This window comes from Streptomyces sp. WAC07094, assembly GCF_036320405.1.
GTDB classification, from domain to species: Bacteria; Actinomycetota; Actinomycetes; order Streptomycetales; family Streptomycetaceae; genus Streptomyces; species Streptomyces lannensis.
Map to the genome: position 1 here is coordinate 370746 of NZ_JAVMJZ010000003.1, position 20242 is coordinate 390987.

The window sequence follows — 20242 nt, forward strand, 5'->3', positions numbered from 1 at the left end:
TCGAGCGCGCCTTCACGTACCCCACGGCGAGTCGGCAGGCCTGCCGAACCGACACTTGCAGCCCACACCGCCGAGACATGACCTGCCGCACAGGCCGTCGGGTCGCTGAGGCACTGTTCGACGGATCATGGACGGGGGCGTATGGGGATCTGCGGATCGTTGCTGCGGCAGTGGGACCTGTCGGAGTGATGTGGCACCATCCCTGCCATGGTCGACCTCCTGGATGACGTGGGCTGGTCCAGGCTCTTCCATGCCATGGGGCCCGCCCACGACACGCCGCGTCATCTGGCAGCGCTTCTCGGCGGCGATGACAGTGCGCTCGTCGACGGGTACTCGCATCTGTGGTCGACAACGCTTCGTCCCGAAGGCAAGGTCTGGCCGGCGACGGCGCCCACCGCGCTTCTTGTTGTCGAACTCTTGAACCATCTGTTGTCGGCGTCCGACGATCCTTCACTGCCGGACGCGATGCTTGCCTACCTGTACGCGGTCGGCGTCGCCGCCGACCTCGGCGACCGGGCCGCGGAGATCCGCGCCCGGGTCGAGGACCGCGCTCAGGAGCTGCGGGCCTGGACCGACAACTACCTGTCCACCGATGCCGACGGCCGGTCCCGGACGTGGCAGGACGGGACCGGCCTGGGCGAACTCGTCCTGGATCAGGCCACGCTCGCCTGCTTCGACCTGATGCCCACGCTCCTGCGGCAAACGCTGCCGCACCTCGCCTCGGAACGGGTCGCCCGCAGGACCTGTGCCGCTGCAGCAGTCGGGGCGCTGGCCCGCCACCCATCTGCCTCGGCGCAACGTCCGGTGTTGCTGGAGCGGTTGGCGTCGATGGCCCGGGCTTCCGAATCCCCCTACGAACTGGCGACGCTGCTGGTCGGCATGGGCCACCTCGGCGGCGACACCCGTTATTGGCTCACCCACCCGAATGCAGGCGTTCGGGGCTGTGCGGCTCTCGCGCCCGTCCTTGCCGGAGACGACACGGCCGAGCGGGTGCTGCTTCGACTGGCCCAGTCACCGCGCGCGTTCAGTCAGTCCTTCGACGACATGGCTCCACCGCTGCAGTTCCAGTTCGAGCCCTATCAGGGCCTTCTCAGAAGGTGGTCCGTCGTCACGGAGGACTGAACCCGCTCCGGCCGACCCTGATGACCGAGGGCCATGCGGCCAGTGACAACTCCCACGTTGCCGTCGGCGTACCTCCGCGTTGGCGCTGCACGGTCGCACCTTGTTGGATACGGCCGTTCAGCAGTCGCCGGAGCACGTTCACCGAGCCGGGGCCTGGCCCTTCGTCCCGCCGCGCAGCGGCAGCCCGGAGGCACGGTAGATGCTGTCGAGGACGCCCATGTTCGTCACCGCGTCCCTGGCGGAAGTGAGGACCGGGCCGCCGTCGAGGACGGCGGCGGCGAACGCCTCCAGTTGGCAGGCGTAGCTCGACGGGTTCCGCGGCACACGCTCATGCCGCACCGTGCGCCCTCCCCCGTCGCGTGGCGCACGGATCGTCAACCGGTGGTAGAGCTGGGGCATCAGAAAGTTGGTCACGCTCAGCTCGCCGCCCGAGCCGACCGCCCGCGCCCGGATCGACAGCACATGACGCGACCACATGGACGCCCGGACCCGTCCGGTCACCCCGTCCGGGAATTCGAGTTCGGCGCTCATGGCACGGTCGATGCGCGGGTCCTTGCGCAGCGTCAGCATCCTGGCCGAAATCACCGCGGGATCGCCGTTGCCGAGCAACCGGGCGACGTGCACGGCGTAACAGCCTGCGTCCATCGTCGCGCCGCCCGCAAGTGCGTAGTCGTACCGGATGTCACTCAACCGGGGCAGCGGAAAGCACACTTCGGCTTCGACGTGACGCAGCTTTCCCAGTTCGCCGCCCGCCACGATCGCCCGCATCCGTTCGGCGAGCGAGTGATGGCGGTAGTGGAAAGCCTCCATCACCACCAGGCCGCTGCGCTCGAACGCGGCGTCTGCGGCGTCCGCGACGCGTTCGGCTTCGGCACGGTTGGCGGCGAACGGCTTCTCGCACAGCACGTGCTTGCCGGCCTCGAGGGCTTTCAGGGTCCATTCGGCGTGCAACCCGTTGGGCAGGGGCACATACACGGCGTCCACCTGCGGATCGGCAAGCAGCGCCTCGTAATCGGCGTGCACCACCGGGACGCCGTGCTTGCGGGCGAACGTCTCGGCGCGTTGCCGGTCCCGAGCCGCGACGGCGGTCACGGTGACGCGCGGCATCAGACGTGCGGGCTTGATCAGCGCGCTCGGCGCGATGGCGGCCGCACCGAGCAGGCCGATTCGAAGGTCCCTGGACACGGGGATCAGTGTGCCAGCCGTGCCGGTGGATGCAGAAGCGGGAGCCGGCGTCGAAAGCGCTCCGGTTACGGGGCGGCTGGCGGCGGCCAACAGCCTTCCCCGGCAAGGCCGTCGCGGGAGGGCGCACATCCGGCCGTCCATTCCCGTTCGTCCGACGTACGAGCCTGTGACTCCGTCGTATTTATAGCGATTTGTGCTTCACTGTCCGCATCGTATGTGCCGCTCCCTGTCCGCAGGGACGAAGGACCCGCGCTACCCCAGCGCCGGATCTTGAACCCGACTGGGGATTGCCCAACACCAACGAAGGGACATGGAGGATGTCGAATCACTTCGCCGGTCTCAGCCTCGGCCCGCCACTCGGAGACCAGCGACTCTACCTCTGCGACCTCTTCGCGTTCCAATCCCTCACCGACTCTCATCCTCAACGCCAACCGTTCTTAGCGTTGTTGGCCAGTCGTGGCCAACTCACCTGAATCCGGACATGAGGTGGTCCGGTGACCTCGCGAACGGTCTTCGAGGTCGGGGAACAGCGTGAGCTGGTCACCTTGGCGCAGTCGGGTCTTGTCACCTCCGTTTGGCGTGCCCGCTGTCCTGGGTGGGCTCACGGTCCCACGCATCCTCCGGACCCGCGCGGTCTGGCCGGTAGCTCTCCGCTGTCCGATCCTCTGATCGGGAGCGGTCACACCTGGCCGTCGCCGTGCTCGGTGCCCGAGTGCGCGTCGTCCAATCGTCACGCCGGCGCCGTGATGCCGCGTGACGGTGATCTTCAGGTGCTGCTGCTGGAGTGGATGCTGCCAGTGCTGGCCGCCCCAGATCGAGGTGTAGGCGGGATCTACTGCGATCACCACAAGGCCCTGGTGGAAGGCCATGCCTCGCAGTCGTTCCCGGAAGCGGGCGGTGGGGATACCGGCCACGGTGCGGCGGAACGTCTTCCCGCGTGCGCCTCGGCCCATGGTCTCCCGGCCGACAGCGCGGGCGTCGTCGAAGCCCAGGTTCTCCACCGCGATCCCGGCGCAGCTGTGCTCCTTGGCGATGCGGATCAGCTCGGTGACCGCGGCGCGGAGCCGTCCGTCCCGTTGCGAGGCGGGGCCCGACATCTCCAGCGGCACGGTAATGGGGGCGCCGAAGGGGTTGCCGTGCGGGTCGAGCAGGTAGGCAGCCAGGTGATCGGCGTTCAGGTCGACACCGAGCAGGCGTTCGCCGGATGCCTGGATCTCCTTGGGTGTGGGCAGCACGACAGGATCGCAGGACCACGAGGCATCCAGGTACCAGCGGTCACGCGCGGGGTCGTACACGATGTCGTAGCGGACGGCCCGGTTGGCCATCGCCCGGTCCAGCCACTCCTCACGGCGGTGCGAGAAGGTCACGGTGCAGGCCAGGTTGTACCGGCCCCGGGGGTTGTTGGCCAACTGCCGCAGCGGCTCGGGCAACACGATCGACACCTGGCCCGTCTCCGGATGGACGCTGATGGTGTAGTTCCCGAAGGGGGCTCCGGATTCTCCGTCGGCGGTGAGGAACAGTCGCTCAGCCACCCAACGCTGCCGCCACTCCTCGACGGTGAGTTCGGCCTTCTCCAGGTTGTGCCGCAGTTTCGCCAGGCGGCGGCCACCCACCACGATCGAGGGGCGCCCGGATTCGATACGGGCCTCCACCACGGTTAGCCGGGTGGTGAGGATCTGTAAACGGCGCTGCTTCTCGTAGCGCTCTGCCTGGTTGGCGTAGCCTCGCGTCGTGCCCGCGCGTTTGCCACAGGGTGCGGAGAGACGGCGGGAGATCGTGCGGATAGCGCGGCGCAGGTAGGCGCGCTCATCGAACAGGACGCGCATGCTGAGCTGGTATTGGTCCTGCGAGGCGCGGGTCATGGCCCCCGCCCAGCGGGACGACGACACAGCGGTGAGGTTCTTCTTCCGGGCAGCGCGCTGGTTGTCCTTCGCGTTCACCCTGCCGACCGACACGCGCTCGGCGAGGTCGGCCCGTTGGTGGTGCCCGAGATGCTCACCGACGCGCCACAGAACCTCGGCCTCTTCGGTGGTAACACGCAGCCGGTCGCGGATACGGGCACCGGTCGGTGCGGCGACGGTGAAGGGGGCCGCGAGCGGGCGCAGCGCGCGCTTGTTCTTACGACGTCGCGACATGCTCGCGGCCCTCCCTCCGGTGCCTTCTCGCGGATCGGTGTCAGTTGTCTACGGGATAGGCGTCGCGGTAGCGGACACCCGGCTCGCGCGGGATCGGTTCTCCGCTCTCGTGGTCGATGCAGTGAGCCTCGAAGGTCTGCTCCTCGGTTAACGGATGGAATGTGCCGTCCGCCAGGTACCAGCAGCGAAGCTCCTTGACGGGGATCTTCGTCCCGTTCGCAGCCGTGTGCGAGATCGCGTGAGTGAAGGTACGGACGGTGATGCCCAGTTCGTTTCTGTCGTGGACCGTACGGTGCAGTCCGGCAGCCACCAAAGGGTTTTCGATCTCGACGGAGCCGTCCTTGCCGATGGTCACGCCGGTGCTCCAGCCATTGCTGAAGGTCACCAGGTGATGACCCGTGCCGGCGGGAGCGACCAGGTTGTTGAGCGTGAGCTGGACGGGGCTGCCGGGTTGGATGGCGAGCGCGGCAGCAGCAAGATCCCGGGCCTTGGTGAAGGAGGCGATCTGCTCGTCGCTGGGGAATTCGTGCCGCCAACCGGTGAACGATCCGACCGCGTTGTGGCCGATCGCGGTAACCATGCCCGCGCTGCGGGGCGGCTCGTAATCGCAGGCACCGCGCCCGCAGTACAGGCCCTCCCAGTCCTTCCGGTGAAGCGCTGTCGTGGGCTTGACCTCGATCGAGAATCCGCAGCCGGGGCAGACGATAGCGACCTTCCCGGCCTGATTCTTGGCCCTGGCACTGGACCGCTTCTGCTTCTCCAGCAGAAACCAGTCTGGTGGTTCCTCATGCCACCGCGCTATGTCCTCCCGGGCAGGAAACTGCTTTCCCTTCCGCTTGAGCAGCCGCCGAGTAACCCACTCGCAGTCGCCACCGAGCGCCTTGCGGATCTCCTCGATCCTTGCGCGGCCCTGATGCAGGGAAGCCTCCTTCATCAAATCGCAACTCGCTATTCAAACAGTACATATGGCCAAACCTCACTAACAACTCTCCATCCTCACGGCCGACTCGACCGGCCCGTCAGCGCACAGGCCTGCGCTGACCTGAAGACGTGCAACCGGCCGGAGAAGGAGGTGACGATCACCAGCATGTCCCGCGCCAGGTCTCCATCTCCGCTCCCGTGCGACCGTGTGTAAGCCGTCGGCACCTTCGCCGGGAAGTGGCTGCCGAGCCGAGGCCTCGCAGCCGGGCGTCGCCCACCGCGTCGCGGTCAGGCCCAGATCGACTGGGCCAGTGCGGCGCCGGTGAAGGCGGCGCCGAGGCCCGCCACGATGCTGGCCACGGCGTTCGCCGCGGCGAAGAAGCGGGCGCCCTCCTCGGCGAGTCGCAGCGTCTCGTAGGACAGCGTGGAGTACGTCGTCAGCGCCCCGCACAGACCGGTGCCGATCAGGAGTTGGAGGTTGGACGAGATACCGCCGGCGAGGACCGCCCCGGTGATGAATCCGAGGGTTGTGGAGCCGACCACGTTGACGGTGAAGGTGCCCCATGGGAAGACCGTGTCGTGCCTCGACTGCACCGCCCGGTCGGTCAGATACCGCATCGGTGCTCCGACGAGGGCGCCCGCGATGACCAGGAGCCAGTTCACGCGCTCTCCTTCTTGTCACGGCTGTAGCGGATGACCTCGCACTCGTCGAGGATCACCAGGCCCTCACCGACCAGTTCGTCCAGCTCGGGCACGAAGGCGCGCACACGGTCCTCGGAATCCACGATGACGATCGCGACGGGCAGGTCCTCGCTCATCGACAGCAGCCGCGAGGTGTGGATCAGGGAACAGGCACCGAATCCTTCGATTCCGCGGAACACACTGGCGCCGGCGAGACCGGCGGCGTGTGCCCGGTGCACGATCTCCGAGAAGAGGGGCTTGTGATGCCAGGTGTCGTTCTCGCCGATGAGAATCGTCATCCGCAGGGCGGTTCCGGTCAGCCTCGTCATGACTGCCTCCACTCGACGACGCGGCGGGTCAGGTTGGCCCCGCTCCACACAGCCGCCAGCGCCGCCAGCATGGTGGCGGCCAGGTAGAGAAGCCCGAGGGGAGCATGGCCGCCGTCGACCAGGCGCTGGATGTCCACCGCGTAGGTGGAAAAGGTGGTGAAGCCGCCCAGGACGCCGGTGCCGAAGAAGGGCCTGACCAGCCGGTGAGCCGCCCACACATCAGTGATGATCACCATGAAGACGCCGATGACGGCGCAGCCGACGACGTTCACCCAGAACGTCGTCCAGGGAAACGCCCCCGGTGCGGTCGGCCACAGCAGAGCCGCCCCGTAGCGGGCGCAGGCGCCGACGGCACCGCCGACCGCCACGGCCGCGACGACCGGCCACTGTCCACGGCGCAGCTCACGCCGCTGCGCGGGCACCCGCAGATCGACGTCCGGATCGGTGGGTTCGTTGATCACGTCGGATCGGGCCTCTCCCATACAGGTCTCCTACTCGCACAGCGCCGGGCATGCCCAGGACGCACTCGATTGCAAGCAGGGACCGTTGGCGGCGACATCACCGCGGTTGGGTACGGCGGGCCCCACCGCCGTGCGGCCCATGGGGCCGCTGTTGCCACCAGGGTAACGTGACGTGGCGGCGTCGCTCGACAGGGCCCCCGAATCCCGCGGCGGAGATGCCTCGGGCCACGACCGGCGCCCTTTGAGGGGATCGCGTCGGCGCGGGACACTGGCGGTGGGACGCGGATCGTGATTAAGGCTTGCCGCAACCGCGTCCGCGAAGCACTGACGGCCTCTACGCGGACCAGGACCTGGTGACCGGAGGTGGTGGCGATGCCCAAGATCGCCATAACGGTGGACGCGACCGTCGCGAGCAGCATCCGGTGCGACGAGGAGATCGCCGGGCCTTCCGCGTACCTCGAGCCGGAGGCGCACGGAACAGCGGGCTGGCCGGTGGGGCACGGTTCCGTCGTGAACACACTCGGTGACGACGGCCGACCCCTCGAAGCGCTGGTGCTGATGTGCGAACCGGCGCTCCCTGGTGACGCCCTTCAAGCCCGGCCTGTCGCGACACTCCACCTCTCGACGCCGGGGCGCGCGGTGAACGAGGTGCTCTGTGTCGCCGAAGCCCCCTGCTTCGGTGACCTCGCGGACAGCCGCGACCTTCCTCGCTGGCACGCGGAACCCGGTGCATGGGCCGAGGCGCTCGCCCGACTCACTCCTGGCCGCACCTATCGGGTAGCCGGATGCGGGCCGGCCCGGGAAACCGAAGAACTGCTCTCCGCTGCCCGCCAGTGCTACCTGCGGCTCACCGGCTGCCTCGAGTGAGAACCCTTCTGGTGCCGGCGAGTCCCCGCCGTGAACCGGATGCTCACGATCGACCTTGGGTGTGCCCAGCGGCGGTGCCCGAAGCGACCACGACGGGCCCGACCATAGGATCGGCACATGAACGCCGATCTCCTCGAGCCGTCGCGTGTGGACGCCGCCGCGCGGGCCTGGGGCGCCGCACTGCTGCACATCGCCGGCGCCGACCCCCGCATGCGCCGGGAGGCCGGCCGGGACGAGACCTGGATGGTCGTCACGGGCAGCCCCGCGCCCTCCGTCAACGGAGTCTTCTGCCTCGCCCGTGTCCCGGCGCCTGACCAGGTCGAACTCCTGGCCGACCGGGCGGCGAGGACGGCGGCGCAGTACGCGGGACCGGTGTCCTGGTCGGTCCAGGTGCGCTCCCACCCCACAGAGGCGATCGTACGGACGGCAGCCACACACGGTCTCACGGCGCAGTCCTGGGAGCCCTTCATGGTGCGCGACCTCGAGGCCGCGCCGCAGAGCGCACCCTCCGACTCGCCGCTGCGGATGCGAGCCGTCGACGGATCGGAAGCCGACCTCTACGCCGCCACGCTGGGCGCCGGCTTCCAGGCACCCAAGGAGATCTTCACCCCCCTGTTCACGGCTGCCGTGCTGGACGCCCCCGGTATCACCGCCTACCTCGGCGAGATCGACGGCATCCCCGTGGCCACGGGGATGGGCATCCTCCTCGACGGTCATATCGGCGTCTTCAACATCTCGACCGCGGCGGCACACCGCAAGCGGGGATACGGGGCCCTCATCACCGAGCACGTGGTGCGCCAGGGCCATCACCAGGGCGCGCGAACCGCGTACCTGCGCGCCAGCGACATGGCGGTGTCCATGTACGCGTCGCTCGGCTTCACCCTCGCCGAACACTGGACGTACCTCACCGCCCCCTGACCGACGGGCGCCGGATCCCGGCGACGCAAGAGCTCGGCCGCCGAAGACGTTCTTCGAAGGCCGACGGTGACACGGCCCTCGAGGCGGCCGGCGAACGGGGGCGGCTCGGCTCGGGGCCTCACCACCGCCTGTTCGGCCGACGCCACCTCCTCGCCAAGTACTTGTACCCGCACCGGGAGTTGAAGAGCCCGGTGCGGTCCGCGTCCCGTGGACCTCCGGCCCGCCGGAACACCCCGCCACCGCCCCACTGGCCCCCTGGGCATCCGCTCCGGCGTTTCGGCCACGCCCTCGTGCGGCAACTCCCCGGCGGATCCCGGGTCCATGCCGCCTACACGGGCCCGATTTCGCTTCTCCATGCGGATTTCGAGCCGACCGAAATACGTGTGTTCGAGTCGCGGGCCGGTTTCGTTGGCCTCCATGTCGCCGCAGCGCGTCCTCGACATCGATCCGGAGGAGCCCCATTGGCCTCGACAGAAACCGCACACGACCAGGCCGGCAGTGTCCCCGCACCACCGCCCGCCGAGATCACTTACACCGGTGAGTACTCCATCAACCCGCTCGGTGAGGCATCGTTCGGCAAACTGTGCGCGCAGATCCCGACCGTGCTGCGCCGCATCGTAGCTATGGCCTGGCGCATCGACCGGACGGCCGTGGCCCTGTTGCTGGCCTGCCCGGTACTCGTCGGTGTCGCCGCCGCGGTCCTCCTGGCTGCGACCGCTCGGGCCATGCACCCACTCCTCACGGACGGAACGGTCACCGACCGATTGCACCAGGCAGCCCCCGCGCTCGTGGTCGTCGGGATCGCCGCGGGCCTCGCGCGCATCGCCGGCACCGTCGCGACCTATGCCGAACGACGCATCACGCCGCGTCTGACGACCGAGACGGACACGGCCCTGGTGGAAGCGGTCTGCCGTGTCGAGGCCTCCGCGCACACCGTCGACGGCTTCTCCGATCGTCAGGAAGCCGCGGAGATGGGCGTCATCCGCACCCACGTCATGGTCACCGACGCTCAGCGCTTCCTGTCCGCGCTCGTGAAGATGGTCACCGCCTCGGCGGCGATCTCCGTGCTCAACCCCCTGCTGCTTCCGCTGCTGCTGCTCGCCGTGCTCCCCGCCGGTGTCGGCGCGATCCTGACCGCGCGGGTGGACTACGAGATCCACTACGCCAACGTGGCCGACCGCAACGTGCGCGGCATGATGCGCTGGTGGTCCACCACCCCGAAGTACGGCGACGAGGTCCGTGCGAACTCGATGACGGACTATCTCGTGTTCTGGTACCGCTCCCTGTCCGAGCGCTGCGACACCCGCACACTGGCAGCCGCGCCCCGCACCCTGCGCATCGGCCTGCTTTCCTCGCTGGCCGCCGGGGTGTTCCTCGTCGCCACATGGGGCGCACTGGCGTGGCTGGCGGTGACGGGCAGGATCGCACTCGCCCTTGCCGCGACCGCGGTGGTCGCCGTGCAGACGACACTCGCCGCCCTCTCCCAAGTGATCATCAACGGCGCCGCCCTCTTCCACACCAGCCTCTACCTGACCGACATGCAGGCCTTCCTCGACGACGCGTCCGCACGCGCCCCGAGGCGCGGGGCTTCCCAAGTCGACACGCCGGTGGCCGAGATCCGCCTGGAGGAGGCCGTCTACCGGTACCCGGGCAAGGACAAACCCGCGGTCGCGGGCGTCTCGCTCACGCTGCGCCGCGGTGACATCCTCGCGGTCGTCGGCGCCAACGGCTCCGGCAAGTCCACGCTCACGCGCCTGATCACCGGGATCTACCTGGCCGACAAGGGCCGTGTCACATGGAACGGCATGGACCTCGCCGAGGTCGACCCGCAGTCCGTCTGGCGACAGACCGGGCTCGTCCCGCAGATCTTCGCACAGTGGCCGCTGCGTGTGCGGGAGAACATCACCCTGGGACAACCCCGCACCCACCACGACGACCCCGTGTGGGAAGCCGTCGACGCGGTCGGCCTCCGCGAGGCGATCCAGGATCTCCCCACCGGCCTGGACACCCTCCTCGCCCGCGAGATCTTCGGCGGTGCCGAACTCTCCGGCGGGCAGTGGCAGCGCATCGCCTGTTCCCGTGCGCTGTACCGGCGTCCGGCCCTGCTCATCCTGGACGAGCCCACCTCACAGATGGACCCGCGCGGAGAGCACCAGGTCTTCGAGCGGATCAAGGCGATCGCGGCCGACCGCATCACCATCGTCGTCACACACCGCCTGGAGAACACCAGACTCGCCGACCACATCGTCGTCCTCGAACACGGCCGCATCACCGAACAAGGCCGCTACGACGACCTCGTCCACGCCGGTGGCCTCTTCGCCGAACTCCTCGCCCTGTCCAGCGATCGCTGACCCTCGGCATCGCGGCGGCCGATGCCGAAGGCGGCGCGGTCGCGGCCGAAATCGTCGACGCAATGGGCGACTTCCCGAAAGACATGCCGAGAGCGAAGGTGGACCCGGAATCGATCTGTCGCCCCTTGCAAGCTTCTACAAAAATGTAGAATCACGGGAGTCCGGGCTGCGCATGCGGCGCGGACTCCCGTTCGAGACCTGGAGCGCTCATGGCCCTGTGGGACCGCATCAAGGAATCCGCTGCCACCATGCAGACCCAACTGGTGGCGAAGAAGAACGATCTGAAAAGTGGCGCCTTCCGCGACGCATCCATGGCGATGTGCGCGCTCGTCGCGGCCGCGGACGGCACCATCGACCCGTCGGAGCGGCAGCGCGTCGCCCAGCTCATCGCCACCAACGAGGTGCTGCAGAACTTCCCCGCCGACGACCTGCGCCGTCGTTTCGAGGACAACCTCGCCAAGCTCACCGCCGACTTCGCCTTCGGCAAGGTCAGCGTGCTGCAGGAGATCGCCAAGGCGAAGAAGAAGCCCGCCGAGGCCCGCGCCGTCATCCAGATCGGCATCGTCATCGGCGGCGCCGACGGCGACTTCGACAAGGACGAGCAGGCCATCGTCCGCGAGGCGTGCTTCACCCTCGACCTTCCGCCGCACGAGTTCGACCTGTAACCGCGACGCACACTCGCGACATGAGCCGTGCCGCCTCGAGCGGCACGGCTCATCTGCTACAAGGGCGTGGCCGCCTTGAGCACAAGGAACAGGGTGACGGCGGAGTTCGCCGACGACAGCGCGGACACCATGGTGCCCGCCGCGGCGGTCCACACCGCCAGGCCCACCGCGGTGAAGACGGGCGGCCAGGCACGCACGGCGGGAGGCGGCCCGAGCAGCGCGGCCACCCGGCGCGGAACAGGACCGGCCGAGGCCACTCCGGCCAGAGTCGCCGCAGGGGCACCCCTCGAGACCAGCGCCGCCCTGCCGATCGTCTGCGCCATCATCCGACGGCTTCCCAGCCGGGCCGCCGCCTCCTCGTCCGCCCACCGCTCCACGGTGTAGGACACCGCCGAACACAACGGCCGAAGAAACCGGTTCGCCTGCGCGGCCAACTGCACCACCAGCAGGAACCGGTGATGGTGAGCGGTCAGATGCACCCGCTCGTGGGCGAACAGCGCTCGCCGCTGCGGCCCGTTCAGGGTGGCGAGCATGGCCGTGGACACCACGACCCGGCCCCGGCGGCCCCCGGGGAGCGCATACGCATAGGGCACCTCGTCCGGCAGCACCGCCACCGACATCCTCGGCAGCCCGGCGAGCGCCTCTTCGGCCCGCCGCCGGACCCGGTGGTGGCGCCAGAGCACCCGCGAGCAGGCGGCCATCACGACGAACAGGGCGGGAATGGCGGCCGTTCCCGCGACTTCGTCGCAGGGGACGGCATCACGGACCTCCTCGTCCGACCAGCCGTCCGGCAGCGGGTTGCCCGGCAGTTGGGCGGTGCCCACCACCATCAGCAGCGCAAGGCACACCGTGCTGCACAGGGCCAGGACCCCCGCCGCCACCGACAACAGCCAAGTCGCGGTCCGCGGGTGCAGATGCTGCTCGGCCAGCCGCGCCACCGGCCACGCGGTCAACGGCAGCACCAGGGGCAGGAAGACGAACACCCCCATGAGGCTTCAGGCTTCTCCTTCCGGGCCGAGTGGGCCCAGCAACTGCCGCAGGAGACGCTCGTCGTCGGGCTCCAGCGAGGTCACGAAGCGAGCCAGCACTGCCTCCCGGTCGCTCTCGCCGTCGAGCAGCTTGCGCATCTTGCGTGCGGCGAGCCCGGCCTGGTCCGAGACCGGCGTCCACACAAAGGACCGGCCCGCCCGCTCCCGGGTCACCGCCCCCTTGTCCAGCAATCGGGTCAGGATGGTGACCACGGTCGTGTAGGCGAGATCTCCGCCGAGACGCTCCTGCACCCAACCTGCGGGCGCAGGGCCGCGCGCCTCGCGCAGGGCCGACAGGACGAGCCCTTCCAGCTCACCCTGCCCTCGCCGCCGGGGACGCTGTCGCCGGTCGCTCACGTCCTCTCCCTTCCGCCGGTCACCACGCCACAAGCTGTAGATGGTAGAGCCCATGGGCGCACCTTCCGCCGAGTTACGGGAGCCAACTCCACGTCAGTTCCGGCCACGTCGGTCCGGTCGGGCGCGGAGTCAGTCCCGAGAGGGCCGGTCGTCGCGGCGCAGAACGGTGCCTTCGACGACCCGTCCGGCGTCCGACGCCGCAGCGGACTCCTGTTCCTTCAGCGCCCTGGCCTCGCTCTTGAAGATCCGTGTGGCCTTGCCCGCGGAACGCGTCAACTCGGGCAGCTTCTTCACCCCGAGCACGACGACCACCACGAGGAGCACAAGCGCCAGCTCACTCAGGCCGAACATCAGATCAACTCCCTCTCCGCGAACGGCGACCGGCCTGCACATCGGCACGAGCCGCTGTCTACTACATTACTGTAGAAGTCTTGCGCAGAGCGTGATCTCTCAACAAGCCCGCCTTCCGGCCCGGATGGCCGGGAACAGGGTGCTGCACGGAGGAACACAGCGGGATGACGGACGGTGCTCCGACGATGCGGCCGACCCCCTTACGGACCTCCACGGCACGATGGTGCCGCACCGTCACCGAGGCACGGTGGTTCGCCGGTACCGTCTTCTGCCTGATCATCGCCAACGCCGCGCTGCTCGGCATGGAGACGTACTCCGGAGTGGCGACCGCCTGGCGCGGCTGGTTGGGTCTGGCGGAGCACGCCTGCGTGGCCGGTTTCACCGCGGAGATCCTGTTGCGTCTGGGCGCACACGCCGACCGACCCCGCGACTTCCTCCGCGATCCGTGGAACCTCTTCGACCTCGCCGTCGTACTGAGCACCTTCCTGCCCGTCGTCCGCGAGAACACCACGGTCCTGCGGCTGCTGAGACTGGCCCGTGTGCTGCGCACGGCCCGGTTCCTGCCCCAGCTCCGCATCGTCCTCGTCGCGGTCGCCCGCAGCCTGCCCGGCACCGTCAGCTTCCTCCTCGTGGGCGCCCTGCTGCTGTATCTGTACGCGATGGTCGGCTGGGTCTTCTTCGCCCACCACGACCCGGAGCACTACGGCTCAGTCGGCCGCGCAGCCCTCACCCTGTTCCTGCTCATGACCCTCGACGGCATCACCGACGCCGTGCACGCGGGCCTCGAGGTCTCCCGCTGGAGCCTCCTCTACTACGCCTCCTACGTCCTGCTCGCTTCCTTCGTCCTCGTCAACGTCCTCATCGGAGTCGTACTGACCTCCCTCGAGGAAGCCCGCGCCATGGAACAGGACCCTTCACCGCCGGCGCCCCGCCCGCCATCCGCCCCGGCCAGGCAGCAGGCGCTGCTCGAGCGCGTCCTCATCGCCCGCCGCGCCCTGAACGACCTCGAACGCGAGCTCGCCGGCACATCGGCGCCCTCACCCGCTGCGGACCGGCCCGTCCCGTCCGCTCGCGGGCACACGTAGCCCGTGCGGGCGGATCCGCGACGACCGCGACCCGGGCCGAGTGAGATAGATCACCTCGATGTCGACGCAGCAGTGTCCGGGAGCCCCAGCCGCGTTGACCGACCGGCAGCGCCCGAAACCGCCGTACCAAGGGTGTCGACGATGAAGCGGCACCTCCTCCGGCCTTCTCGCTCATGAGCCGCGGAGCCCGCTGCCGGCCGACGGTCGGCGGGTGGGCACCCTCGGTGGTTTCCGAGGCAGCCGTTAAGGTGGCATCAAGATTTTCCAAAGAGACGGTCAAGAACATCCGCTCGGACAGGAGGGGCAACCGTGGGCACCACGCGAATGAGCAGTACGCCGTTGCCGGGGATCGGCGTGCGTTACGACCTCACCACGCGAGAACAGCGTCGACTGTCGGTGGTGGCCCACCGAGACGGTTCACGAACGCTGAGTGCCTACCAGGATGACGATCCGGACGCGTGTGCTTTGTCGGTGCGACTGACCTCCGGAGAGGCGGAGACGCTCATCGATGCGATGATGCCGCAGCATCACAGCTCGAGTCTGCTGTCGACCACCGAGCTCGGACTGGTCGCCGAGCGGATCGAGTTGGCGGCGACGTCGTACTGGAACGGACGGGTGCTGGGCGAGACGCGGATGCGTACGGAGACCGGAGTGTCGATCGTGGCCGTGCTGCGCCGCGCCGAGGCGATCCCCTCTCCCGGACCGGACTTCCGGTTGGCCGGCGGTGACACGCTCATCGTGATCGGCACGCGTGAAGGTGTGGATGCCGCGGCCTCGATCCTCGGACGGGACTGATCGCGGTGCACTCCTCTGCGGTGTTCCTGACGGAGTTCGGCGCGATCATCCTCGGTCTCGGCCTGCTGGGCCGATTCGCCGCGCGCTTCCGGTTCTCGCCGATCCCTCTGTATCTACTGGCCGGTCTGGCCTTCGGTGAGGGCGGGCTGCTCCCACTGAACACGAGCGAGGAGTTCGTGGCGACCGGCGCCGAGATCGGCGTGATCCTGCTGTTGCTGATGTTGGGCCTGGAGTACACGGCCAGCGATCTGGTCTCCAACCTCAAGACCCAGTACCCGGCCGGGCTGGTCGACATGGCGTTCAACGCGCTACCCGGCGCCGCGATGGCGCTGTTGCTCGGCTGGGGCCCGGTCGCGGCGGTCGTCCTGGCCGGTGTCACCTGGGTGTCCTCGTCCGGCGTGATCGCCAAGGTACTCGGCGATCTCGGGCGACTCGGCAACCGTGAGACTCCGGTGATCCTGAGCATCCTCGTACTGGAAGACCTGTCCATGGCGGTCTATCTGCCGATCATCACCGCGCTGCTGGCCGGGACCGGACTGGCCGCAGGTGGCATCACGCTGGCCATCGCGCTCGGCGTCGCAGGGTTGGTGCTGCTGCTGGCCGTGCGCTACGGACGGCACATCTCCCGGTTCGTCTCCAACGAGGACCCCGAGAAGCTGCTGTTGGTGGTGCTGGGTCTGACCCTCCTGGTCGCGGGCGTGGCCCAGCAACTCCAGGTCTCCGCCGCCGTCGGCGCGTTCCTCGTCGGTATCGCCCTGTCCGGCGAGGTCGCCGAGGGGGCGCACAACCTGCTGGCGCCGCTGCGGGATCTGTTCGCCGCGGTGTTCTTCGTCTTCTTCGGACTGCACACCGATCCGTCCAGCATTCCACCGGTGCTGCTGCCCGCGCTCGTCCTGGCCGCCGTCACCGCACTCACGAAGATCGCCACCGGATACTGGGCCGCGAAGCGAGCCGGAATCTCCGTCAAGGGTCGCTGGCGCGCGGGCGGCACGCTGGTGGCACGCGGTGAATTCTCCATCGTCATCGCGGGACTTGCGGTCACCGCGGGGATCGAGCCCTCGCTCGGCCCGCTGGCCACTGCGTATGTGCTCATTCTGGTGATCCTCGGCCCCCTCACCGCCCGCTACACCGAACCGGTGGCCCTGCGTCTGACGGCCCGGCTGACTCGGTCGGCACCGAGGGACAGGACACCGGCCGAAGTTCCCGCAGCACGCGAGGAGCTGCGGGAAACGGTGGGCGGACAGGACACCGCGGGTAGGCGCTGAAGACGGTCGCGGCCATCGATCTCCTCGGGGAGTGAGCGGGTCCTCGGCCCGGCGGACGCTGACGGGCCCGTTCCGCAGTGGCGGGCCGGCGTCCACCTCGGCGGCCTCGGCCTCCGCGAGGGCCTGATACGAAGCAGCCACGAGTTTCGCCAGGTCAGAGGGTGGTTCAACGCCGACGGCCGAAGCCCCCGCACAGTGGTCCCTCCACGACGCCTGAGCTGCGAGGATGCTCAGATTCCGCATCTTCCCCGATCGTCACCGATTCTCACGCCTGGATGATCCCTCATGCTCCCGCGGGAACATGAGGGATCATCCCTGCCGCGTCTCCCGCACAATCGGATGCCCACAGGGTTCTGACCTGTGTCTTTCCGCCCCACCCCAGCCCACTCCGGCCAGTACTACGCACCTGACGCCAGGTCGACCGAAATGGGTAGCGCGCACGAGGGATAGAAGCCGACCGAACGCATCGTCGAATCGATGGAGCCCACTGATCCCGTTCCGTGGTCCACATCGCTGCATAGGCCGAGAGGTCCTGTTCACTCATGGCCACCCCCTGAGCGGCACCGTACCGCGCGGCCGGTGCGGAGCCTCAATGTCCCACTCCAGGGTTGTGGAGCACTAGTTTGGAAGATCGCGTATGCGGATGCGGTCTGATCTGGCAAGACGCTGACCTGCGCGTTCCTGGGACGTTCGCCGGTGTTCCCCGCTGTCCCCCGTTGGCCGCCGCCCCGTCGGGCACGGTGGGGACACGAACCGCGACCTGCATGCCGTCGACGGTTACGGACGGTCCGACGGGTCATGACTGGGCGCTGTGAGGTCCACCCATATCCACGGCTTGTGATGCCACGTGCGCACCTCGCCTATGACGAGGTCGACGGTCACTCCCACAGGCGCCAACTCCTGGGCGAGCCGCTGCACTCCCGGCTCGCGGCTGCGGCGATAGATGTCCAGCGAGGCGTCTACAGGCTCGTATCCGTTGAGCTCCGCCATGAGCCCCCATGGTTCGTGACTGGTGATCGTTGCTTGGACTGTCTCGCCTTGGCGAAGCTCTCTGAGGGGGCGCCCGGGTTCATCTGCCATGACGGCATCATCCCTCCTAAACCCACCACTTACTCCAGCTCCCATCCCGTACGCCGTCGACCCACACACCGTGGAGCGGGCGTGGTTCATGGCGTCCGGGTGGAGCGCGCCACTGTGCGAACGACCTGGCCGCCATGGGCCGCGTCTGCTCGGCTCTGCCTGGGCCGATGGCGGACGGGACGGAAGCTCCCCGCACACCACTACGGGCTCACGGTCGGCGACGGCGCCCCCTCCATCCCGGTGCCGGCCGATCCCCCGCCGGAGGCACTGCCTTGACCGCGGGCCGCTCTCTGCGGTGATCGACTTATGGCCACCGACCCTATCCACATGTGGGCGCACGTCGGCGCAGCGCGGGCGAAGCGGGCCGGACGCAGGAGCGTCGCCCGCAGCGGAGCCGGGAAGCGCGCCCGGCGCAGCGGAGCAGAGCAGAGCCGGGGCTTGATGAGGTAGAGAAACCCGTAACAGCCCTCGGCGCCCATCGCCTAAACGCATCGCCTAAATGCAGGGCAGACGGTCTGTTCGGTGTTCGGAGCCAACCGGGTGAAGGGCATACAGGCGCCAACCTGCCCGACTTCTAATAGCATTGACTGACCAGGCCACGCTTGGCTCGTCCCCGATCTACGCCCAAGCCCTGGCCGGCGCCCTCGTTGACCGCGGTAGTGATCTATGGCGGCCAGGCATGCCACCGGATGCACTTGCGTCTGTCTTGGACCACCAGCGGCCCAACCAGGAACTAGTTTCGCCCGTTTGCCGACACCGCGAATGCACTGCGAAAACCTGACGGCATTTCAGTATGGGCCCGTGTCAAGAACCCGGAATGACTGCACGGCTGTCTGAGACATCGCCCAGGAAGGTAGGAACGTACGTGAAAGTCCGACTCAGACGGGAAAGTGGATCCCCAGGTCTGATCTCCCGGTTGCTGTTCGCGATGCTGCTGGCGCCCCTGTTTGCCCTGACGCCCACGCTCGCGAACGCCCAGGGCGTGTGGCTGACGTTGCCTCACCTGAACACCGCCCGCCAAAGCCTGGCGGGGGCCACGGCGCCCTGCCCGAAGGGTGTCGCGGGGCTGAGTGGGACCTGCGTGTACGCGATCGGCGGCAACGACGGAACCGGCGTTGTCGGAACCGTGGAGGCGTACAGTCCCGCTACAAACAGGTGGGTGGCCCTGCCCTCGATGCCCACCGCCCGCCAAAGCCTGGCGGGGGCCGCCGCTCCCTGTCCAAAGAGTGTCGCGGGGCTGAGTGGAACCTGCGTGTATGCGATCGGCGGCGCCGATGGCGCCCAACCGTCTCCTAACCAGCTGAACACGGTTGAGGCGTACAGCCCCGCCACAAACGCGTGGGTGACCCTGCCCCCCATGCACTCCACCCGTGACGGCCTTGCCGGAGCGACCGCGCCTTGTCCAAGGGGCGTGGCGGGGCTGAGCGGAATCTGCGTGTACGCGATCGGCGGCGCCAACCGCAGCGCAGGAGCCACACAGTTGAACACGGCGGAGGCGTACAGCCCAGCCACGAACTTGTGGGTGACGTTGCCCTCGATGCCCACCGCCCGCACCGCCCTCGCGGGGGCGGCCGCGCCCTGCCCGCAGGCGGTTGCTGGAGGTGGAAGTGATACGCCCCGCGAGCCCGGCGGGCGACGCAGAGCAGACCCTGATACCGAGGAAAGAAACGAGACCTGCGTGTACGCCTACGGCGGCTTTCCCGGCGGCGGTGCCCCTGATGATCTGCATCGCGCGGCGGAGACCTACGTTCCCACGGCTAATGTCTGGGCGACGTTGCCCTTGATGCCCACCGCCCGCCAAGACCTGGCGGGGGCCGCCGCGCCCTGTCCGAAGGCCGCGGCGCAGACGTGCGTGTACGCGGTCGGCGGCATTGACAATGGCGTGGCTCTCGCCACGTTGGAGGCTTACATTCCCACGGCCAATGTCTGGGCCACACTGCCCTCGATGCCCACATCGCGCTTTGCGCTAGCAGGGACAGCCGCGCCGTGCCCCGACGACTTGGACCGGACGTGCGTCTACGCCATCGGTGGCCGCAGCGACGGAGTCCTCCCCCAGGACACGGTGGAGGCCTTCGACATCGAAAAGTGACGCCAGCCCGGCCCCTGTAGGCGGCGTCACGGCTAATTCCGGGCGCCGCCGAGCCGGACATCACTGACCCCGCCCGGAACGCAGAACTGTAGCCCCACAGGTTCAGGAAGTCTCACCGAGGCCTACGGCACGAAGAACCGCACGACAGGCTAGGAACCGGAAAGCATCAACTGACACAGGTCCGTCAAAGCTCAACTGATCCTAGACACTCTGCGCCCTACGGGTGTCCGATCTCGGTTGATGCTTGACAGTTCGATCCCAGCTGATGGTTGGCAGTGGCCGTGATCGGCTTTCTGTGCGCGTCGTTGCGGCGTGTGCGGGGAGGCCGGGATTGGCGCTGGTGGAGTTATCCGATTGTCGAGCAGACCTTCGCCCTACTGCACCAGTTCAAGCGCCTTGCAGTCCGGTGGGAACAACGGCTCGACATGCACGAAGCCCTCGCCTCCCTCGCCTGCGGACTCATCTGAAGGTGCGGCGCTTCGGCCGGGGAGCCGGGTCGGACCCGGCGGGGGCGGTGCTGGTCATGAGGGGGTGGTTCTCCTGTCGTGCCCTGTCAG

Annotated in this window: 19 protein-coding genes; 9 read left to right on the forward strand and 10 right to left on the reverse strand. The window is 68.5% G+C overall.

All coding sequences use genetic code 11. From position 1 onward, the window contains the following. The first annotated feature begins 207 nt into the window (after window positions 1–207). Entirely contained in the window at window positions 208–1122 is a 915-nt protein-coding gene (locus RCR19_RS41125; protein ID WP_331270207.1) for a hypothetical protein, read from the forward strand. Window positions 1123–1260: 138 nt separating this feature from the next. Here the strand turns inward: RCR19_RS41125 and RCR19_RS41130 are convergent, their stop codons facing one another. From RCR19_RS41130 to crcB, 6 genes are all read right to left on the reverse strand, one after another. After that, entirely contained in the window at window positions 1261–2307 is a 1047-nt protein-coding gene (locus RCR19_RS41130) for a Gfo/Idh/MocA family oxidoreductase (protein ID WP_331270208.1), read from the reverse strand. A gap of 437 nt (window positions 2308–2744) precedes the next feature. After that, window positions 2745–4442: a hypothetical protein gene (locus RCR19_RS41135; RefSeq protein ID WP_331270209.1), complete on the reverse strand. Its 1698-nt coding sequence runs from the start codon at window positions 4440–4442 to the stop codon at window positions 2745–2747. A gap of 40 nt (window positions 4443–4482) precedes the next feature. After that, a complete protein-coding gene (locus tag RCR19_RS41140) occupies window positions 4483–5376 on the reverse strand; it encodes a hypothetical protein (protein ID WP_331270210.1) in 894 nt (297 codons plus the stop codon). A 275-nt stretch (window positions 5377–5651) separates the two neighbouring features. Continuing rightward, entirely contained in the window at window positions 5652–6026 is a 375-nt protein-coding gene (locus RCR19_RS41145) for a CrcB family protein (protein WP_220296032.1), read from the reverse strand. Beyond that, entirely contained in the window at window positions 6023–6373 is a 351-nt protein-coding gene (locus RCR19_RS41150; RefSeq protein ID WP_331270211.1) for a DUF190 domain-containing protein, read from the reverse strand. Before RCR19_RS41150 ends, RCR19_RS41145 begins: the two co-directional genes overlap by 4 nt. Continuing rightward, window positions 6370–6855 (reverse strand): fluoride efflux transporter CrcB, encoded by a 486-nt coding sequence (gene crcB / locus RCR19_RS41155; protein WP_331270212.1) that lies wholly within the window; start codon window positions 6853–6855, stop codon window positions 6370–6372. Before crcB ends, RCR19_RS41150 begins: the two co-directional genes overlap by 4 nt. 351 nt (window positions 6856–7206) lie before the next feature. On the opposite strand from crcB, the gene RCR19_RS41160 reads away from it, so the two are divergent. From RCR19_RS41160 to RCR19_RS41175, 4 genes are all read left to right on the forward strand, one after another. Continuing rightward, window positions 7207–7701 carry an inorganic diphosphatase gene (locus RCR19_RS41160; RefSeq protein WP_331270213.1) on the forward strand — a complete coding sequence of 165 codons (495 nt, stop codon included), beginning with the start codon at window positions 7207–7209 and terminating at the stop codon, window positions 7699–7701. Window positions 7702–7818: 117 nt separating this feature from the next. Continuing rightward, window positions 7819–8619 (forward strand): GNAT family N-acetyltransferase, encoded by an 801-nt coding sequence (locus RCR19_RS41165; RefSeq protein WP_331270214.1) that lies wholly within the window; start codon window positions 7819–7821, stop codon window positions 8617–8619. A 623-nt stretch (window positions 8620–9242) separates the two neighbouring features. Continuing rightward, on the forward strand, window positions 9243–10970 hold the full coding sequence (locus RCR19_RS41170) for an ATP-binding cassette domain-containing protein (protein ID WP_331270340.1): 1728 nt from the start codon (window positions 9243–9245) through the stop codon (window positions 10968–10970). 209 nt (window positions 10971–11179) lie between these two features. Then, window positions 11180–11635 (forward strand): TerB family tellurite resistance protein, encoded by a 456-nt coding sequence (locus RCR19_RS41175; protein WP_220296027.1) that lies wholly within the window; start codon window positions 11180–11182, stop codon window positions 11633–11635. 56 nt (window positions 11636–11691) lie between these two features. Here RCR19_RS41175 and RCR19_RS41180 read toward each other — a convergent pair whose 3' ends face one another. From RCR19_RS41180 to RCR19_RS41190, 3 genes are all read right to left on the reverse strand, one after another. Next, complete coding sequence (locus RCR19_RS41180; RefSeq protein WP_331270215.1) at window positions 11692–12624, reverse strand: M56 family metallopeptidase; 933 nt, start codon at window positions 12622–12624, stop codon at window positions 11692–11694. A gap of 6 nt (window positions 12625–12630) precedes the next feature. Further along, window positions 12631–13020 carry a BlaI/MecI/CopY family transcriptional regulator gene (locus RCR19_RS41185; protein ID WP_331270216.1) on the reverse strand — a complete coding sequence of 130 codons (390 nt, stop codon included), beginning with the start codon at window positions 13018–13020 and terminating at the stop codon, window positions 12631–12633. 129 nt (window positions 13021–13149) lie between these two features. Next, a complete protein-coding gene (locus RCR19_RS41190) occupies window positions 13150–13371 on the reverse strand; it encodes a twin-arginine translocase TatA/TatE family subunit (RefSeq protein WP_331270217.1) in 222 nt (73 codons plus the stop codon). A 164-nt stretch (window positions 13372–13535) separates the two neighbouring features. Between RCR19_RS41190 and RCR19_RS41195 the strand changes: the two genes are divergently transcribed. The 3 genes from RCR19_RS41195 to RCR19_RS41205 all read left to right on the forward strand — a co-directional run bounded on the left by RCR19_RS41195 (window position 13536) and on the right by RCR19_RS41205 (window position 16516). Then, on the forward strand, window positions 13536–14456 hold the full coding sequence (locus tag RCR19_RS41195; protein ID WP_331270218.1) for an ion transporter: 921 nt from the start codon (window positions 13536–13538) through the stop codon (window positions 14454–14456). Window positions 14457–14780: 324 nt separating this feature from the next. Further along, complete coding sequence (locus RCR19_RS41200) at window positions 14781–15251, forward strand: TrkA C-terminal domain-containing protein (protein ID WP_331270341.1); 471 nt, start codon at window positions 14781–14783, stop codon at window positions 15249–15251. Window positions 15252–15256: 5 nt separating this feature from the next. Next, window positions 15257–16516, forward strand: a complete 1260-nt coding sequence (locus RCR19_RS41205; protein WP_331270219.1) for a cation:proton antiporter — start codon at window positions 15257–15259, stop codon at window positions 16514–16516. A 777-nt stretch (window positions 16517–17293) separates the two neighbouring features. Here the strand turns inward: RCR19_RS41205 and RCR19_RS41210 are convergent. Next, window positions 17294–17506 (reverse strand): hypothetical protein, encoded by a 213-nt coding sequence (locus RCR19_RS41210; RefSeq protein ID WP_331270220.1) that lies wholly within the window; start codon window positions 17504–17506, stop codon window positions 17294–17296. A gap of 1768 nt (window positions 17507–19274) precedes the next feature. Between RCR19_RS41210 and RCR19_RS41215 the strand changes: the two genes are divergently transcribed. Next, on the forward strand, window positions 19275–19685 hold the full coding sequence (locus RCR19_RS41215) for a hypothetical protein (RefSeq protein ID WP_331270221.1): 411 nt from the start codon (window positions 19275–19277) through the stop codon (window positions 19683–19685). Window positions 19686–20242: the final 557 nt, after the last annotated feature.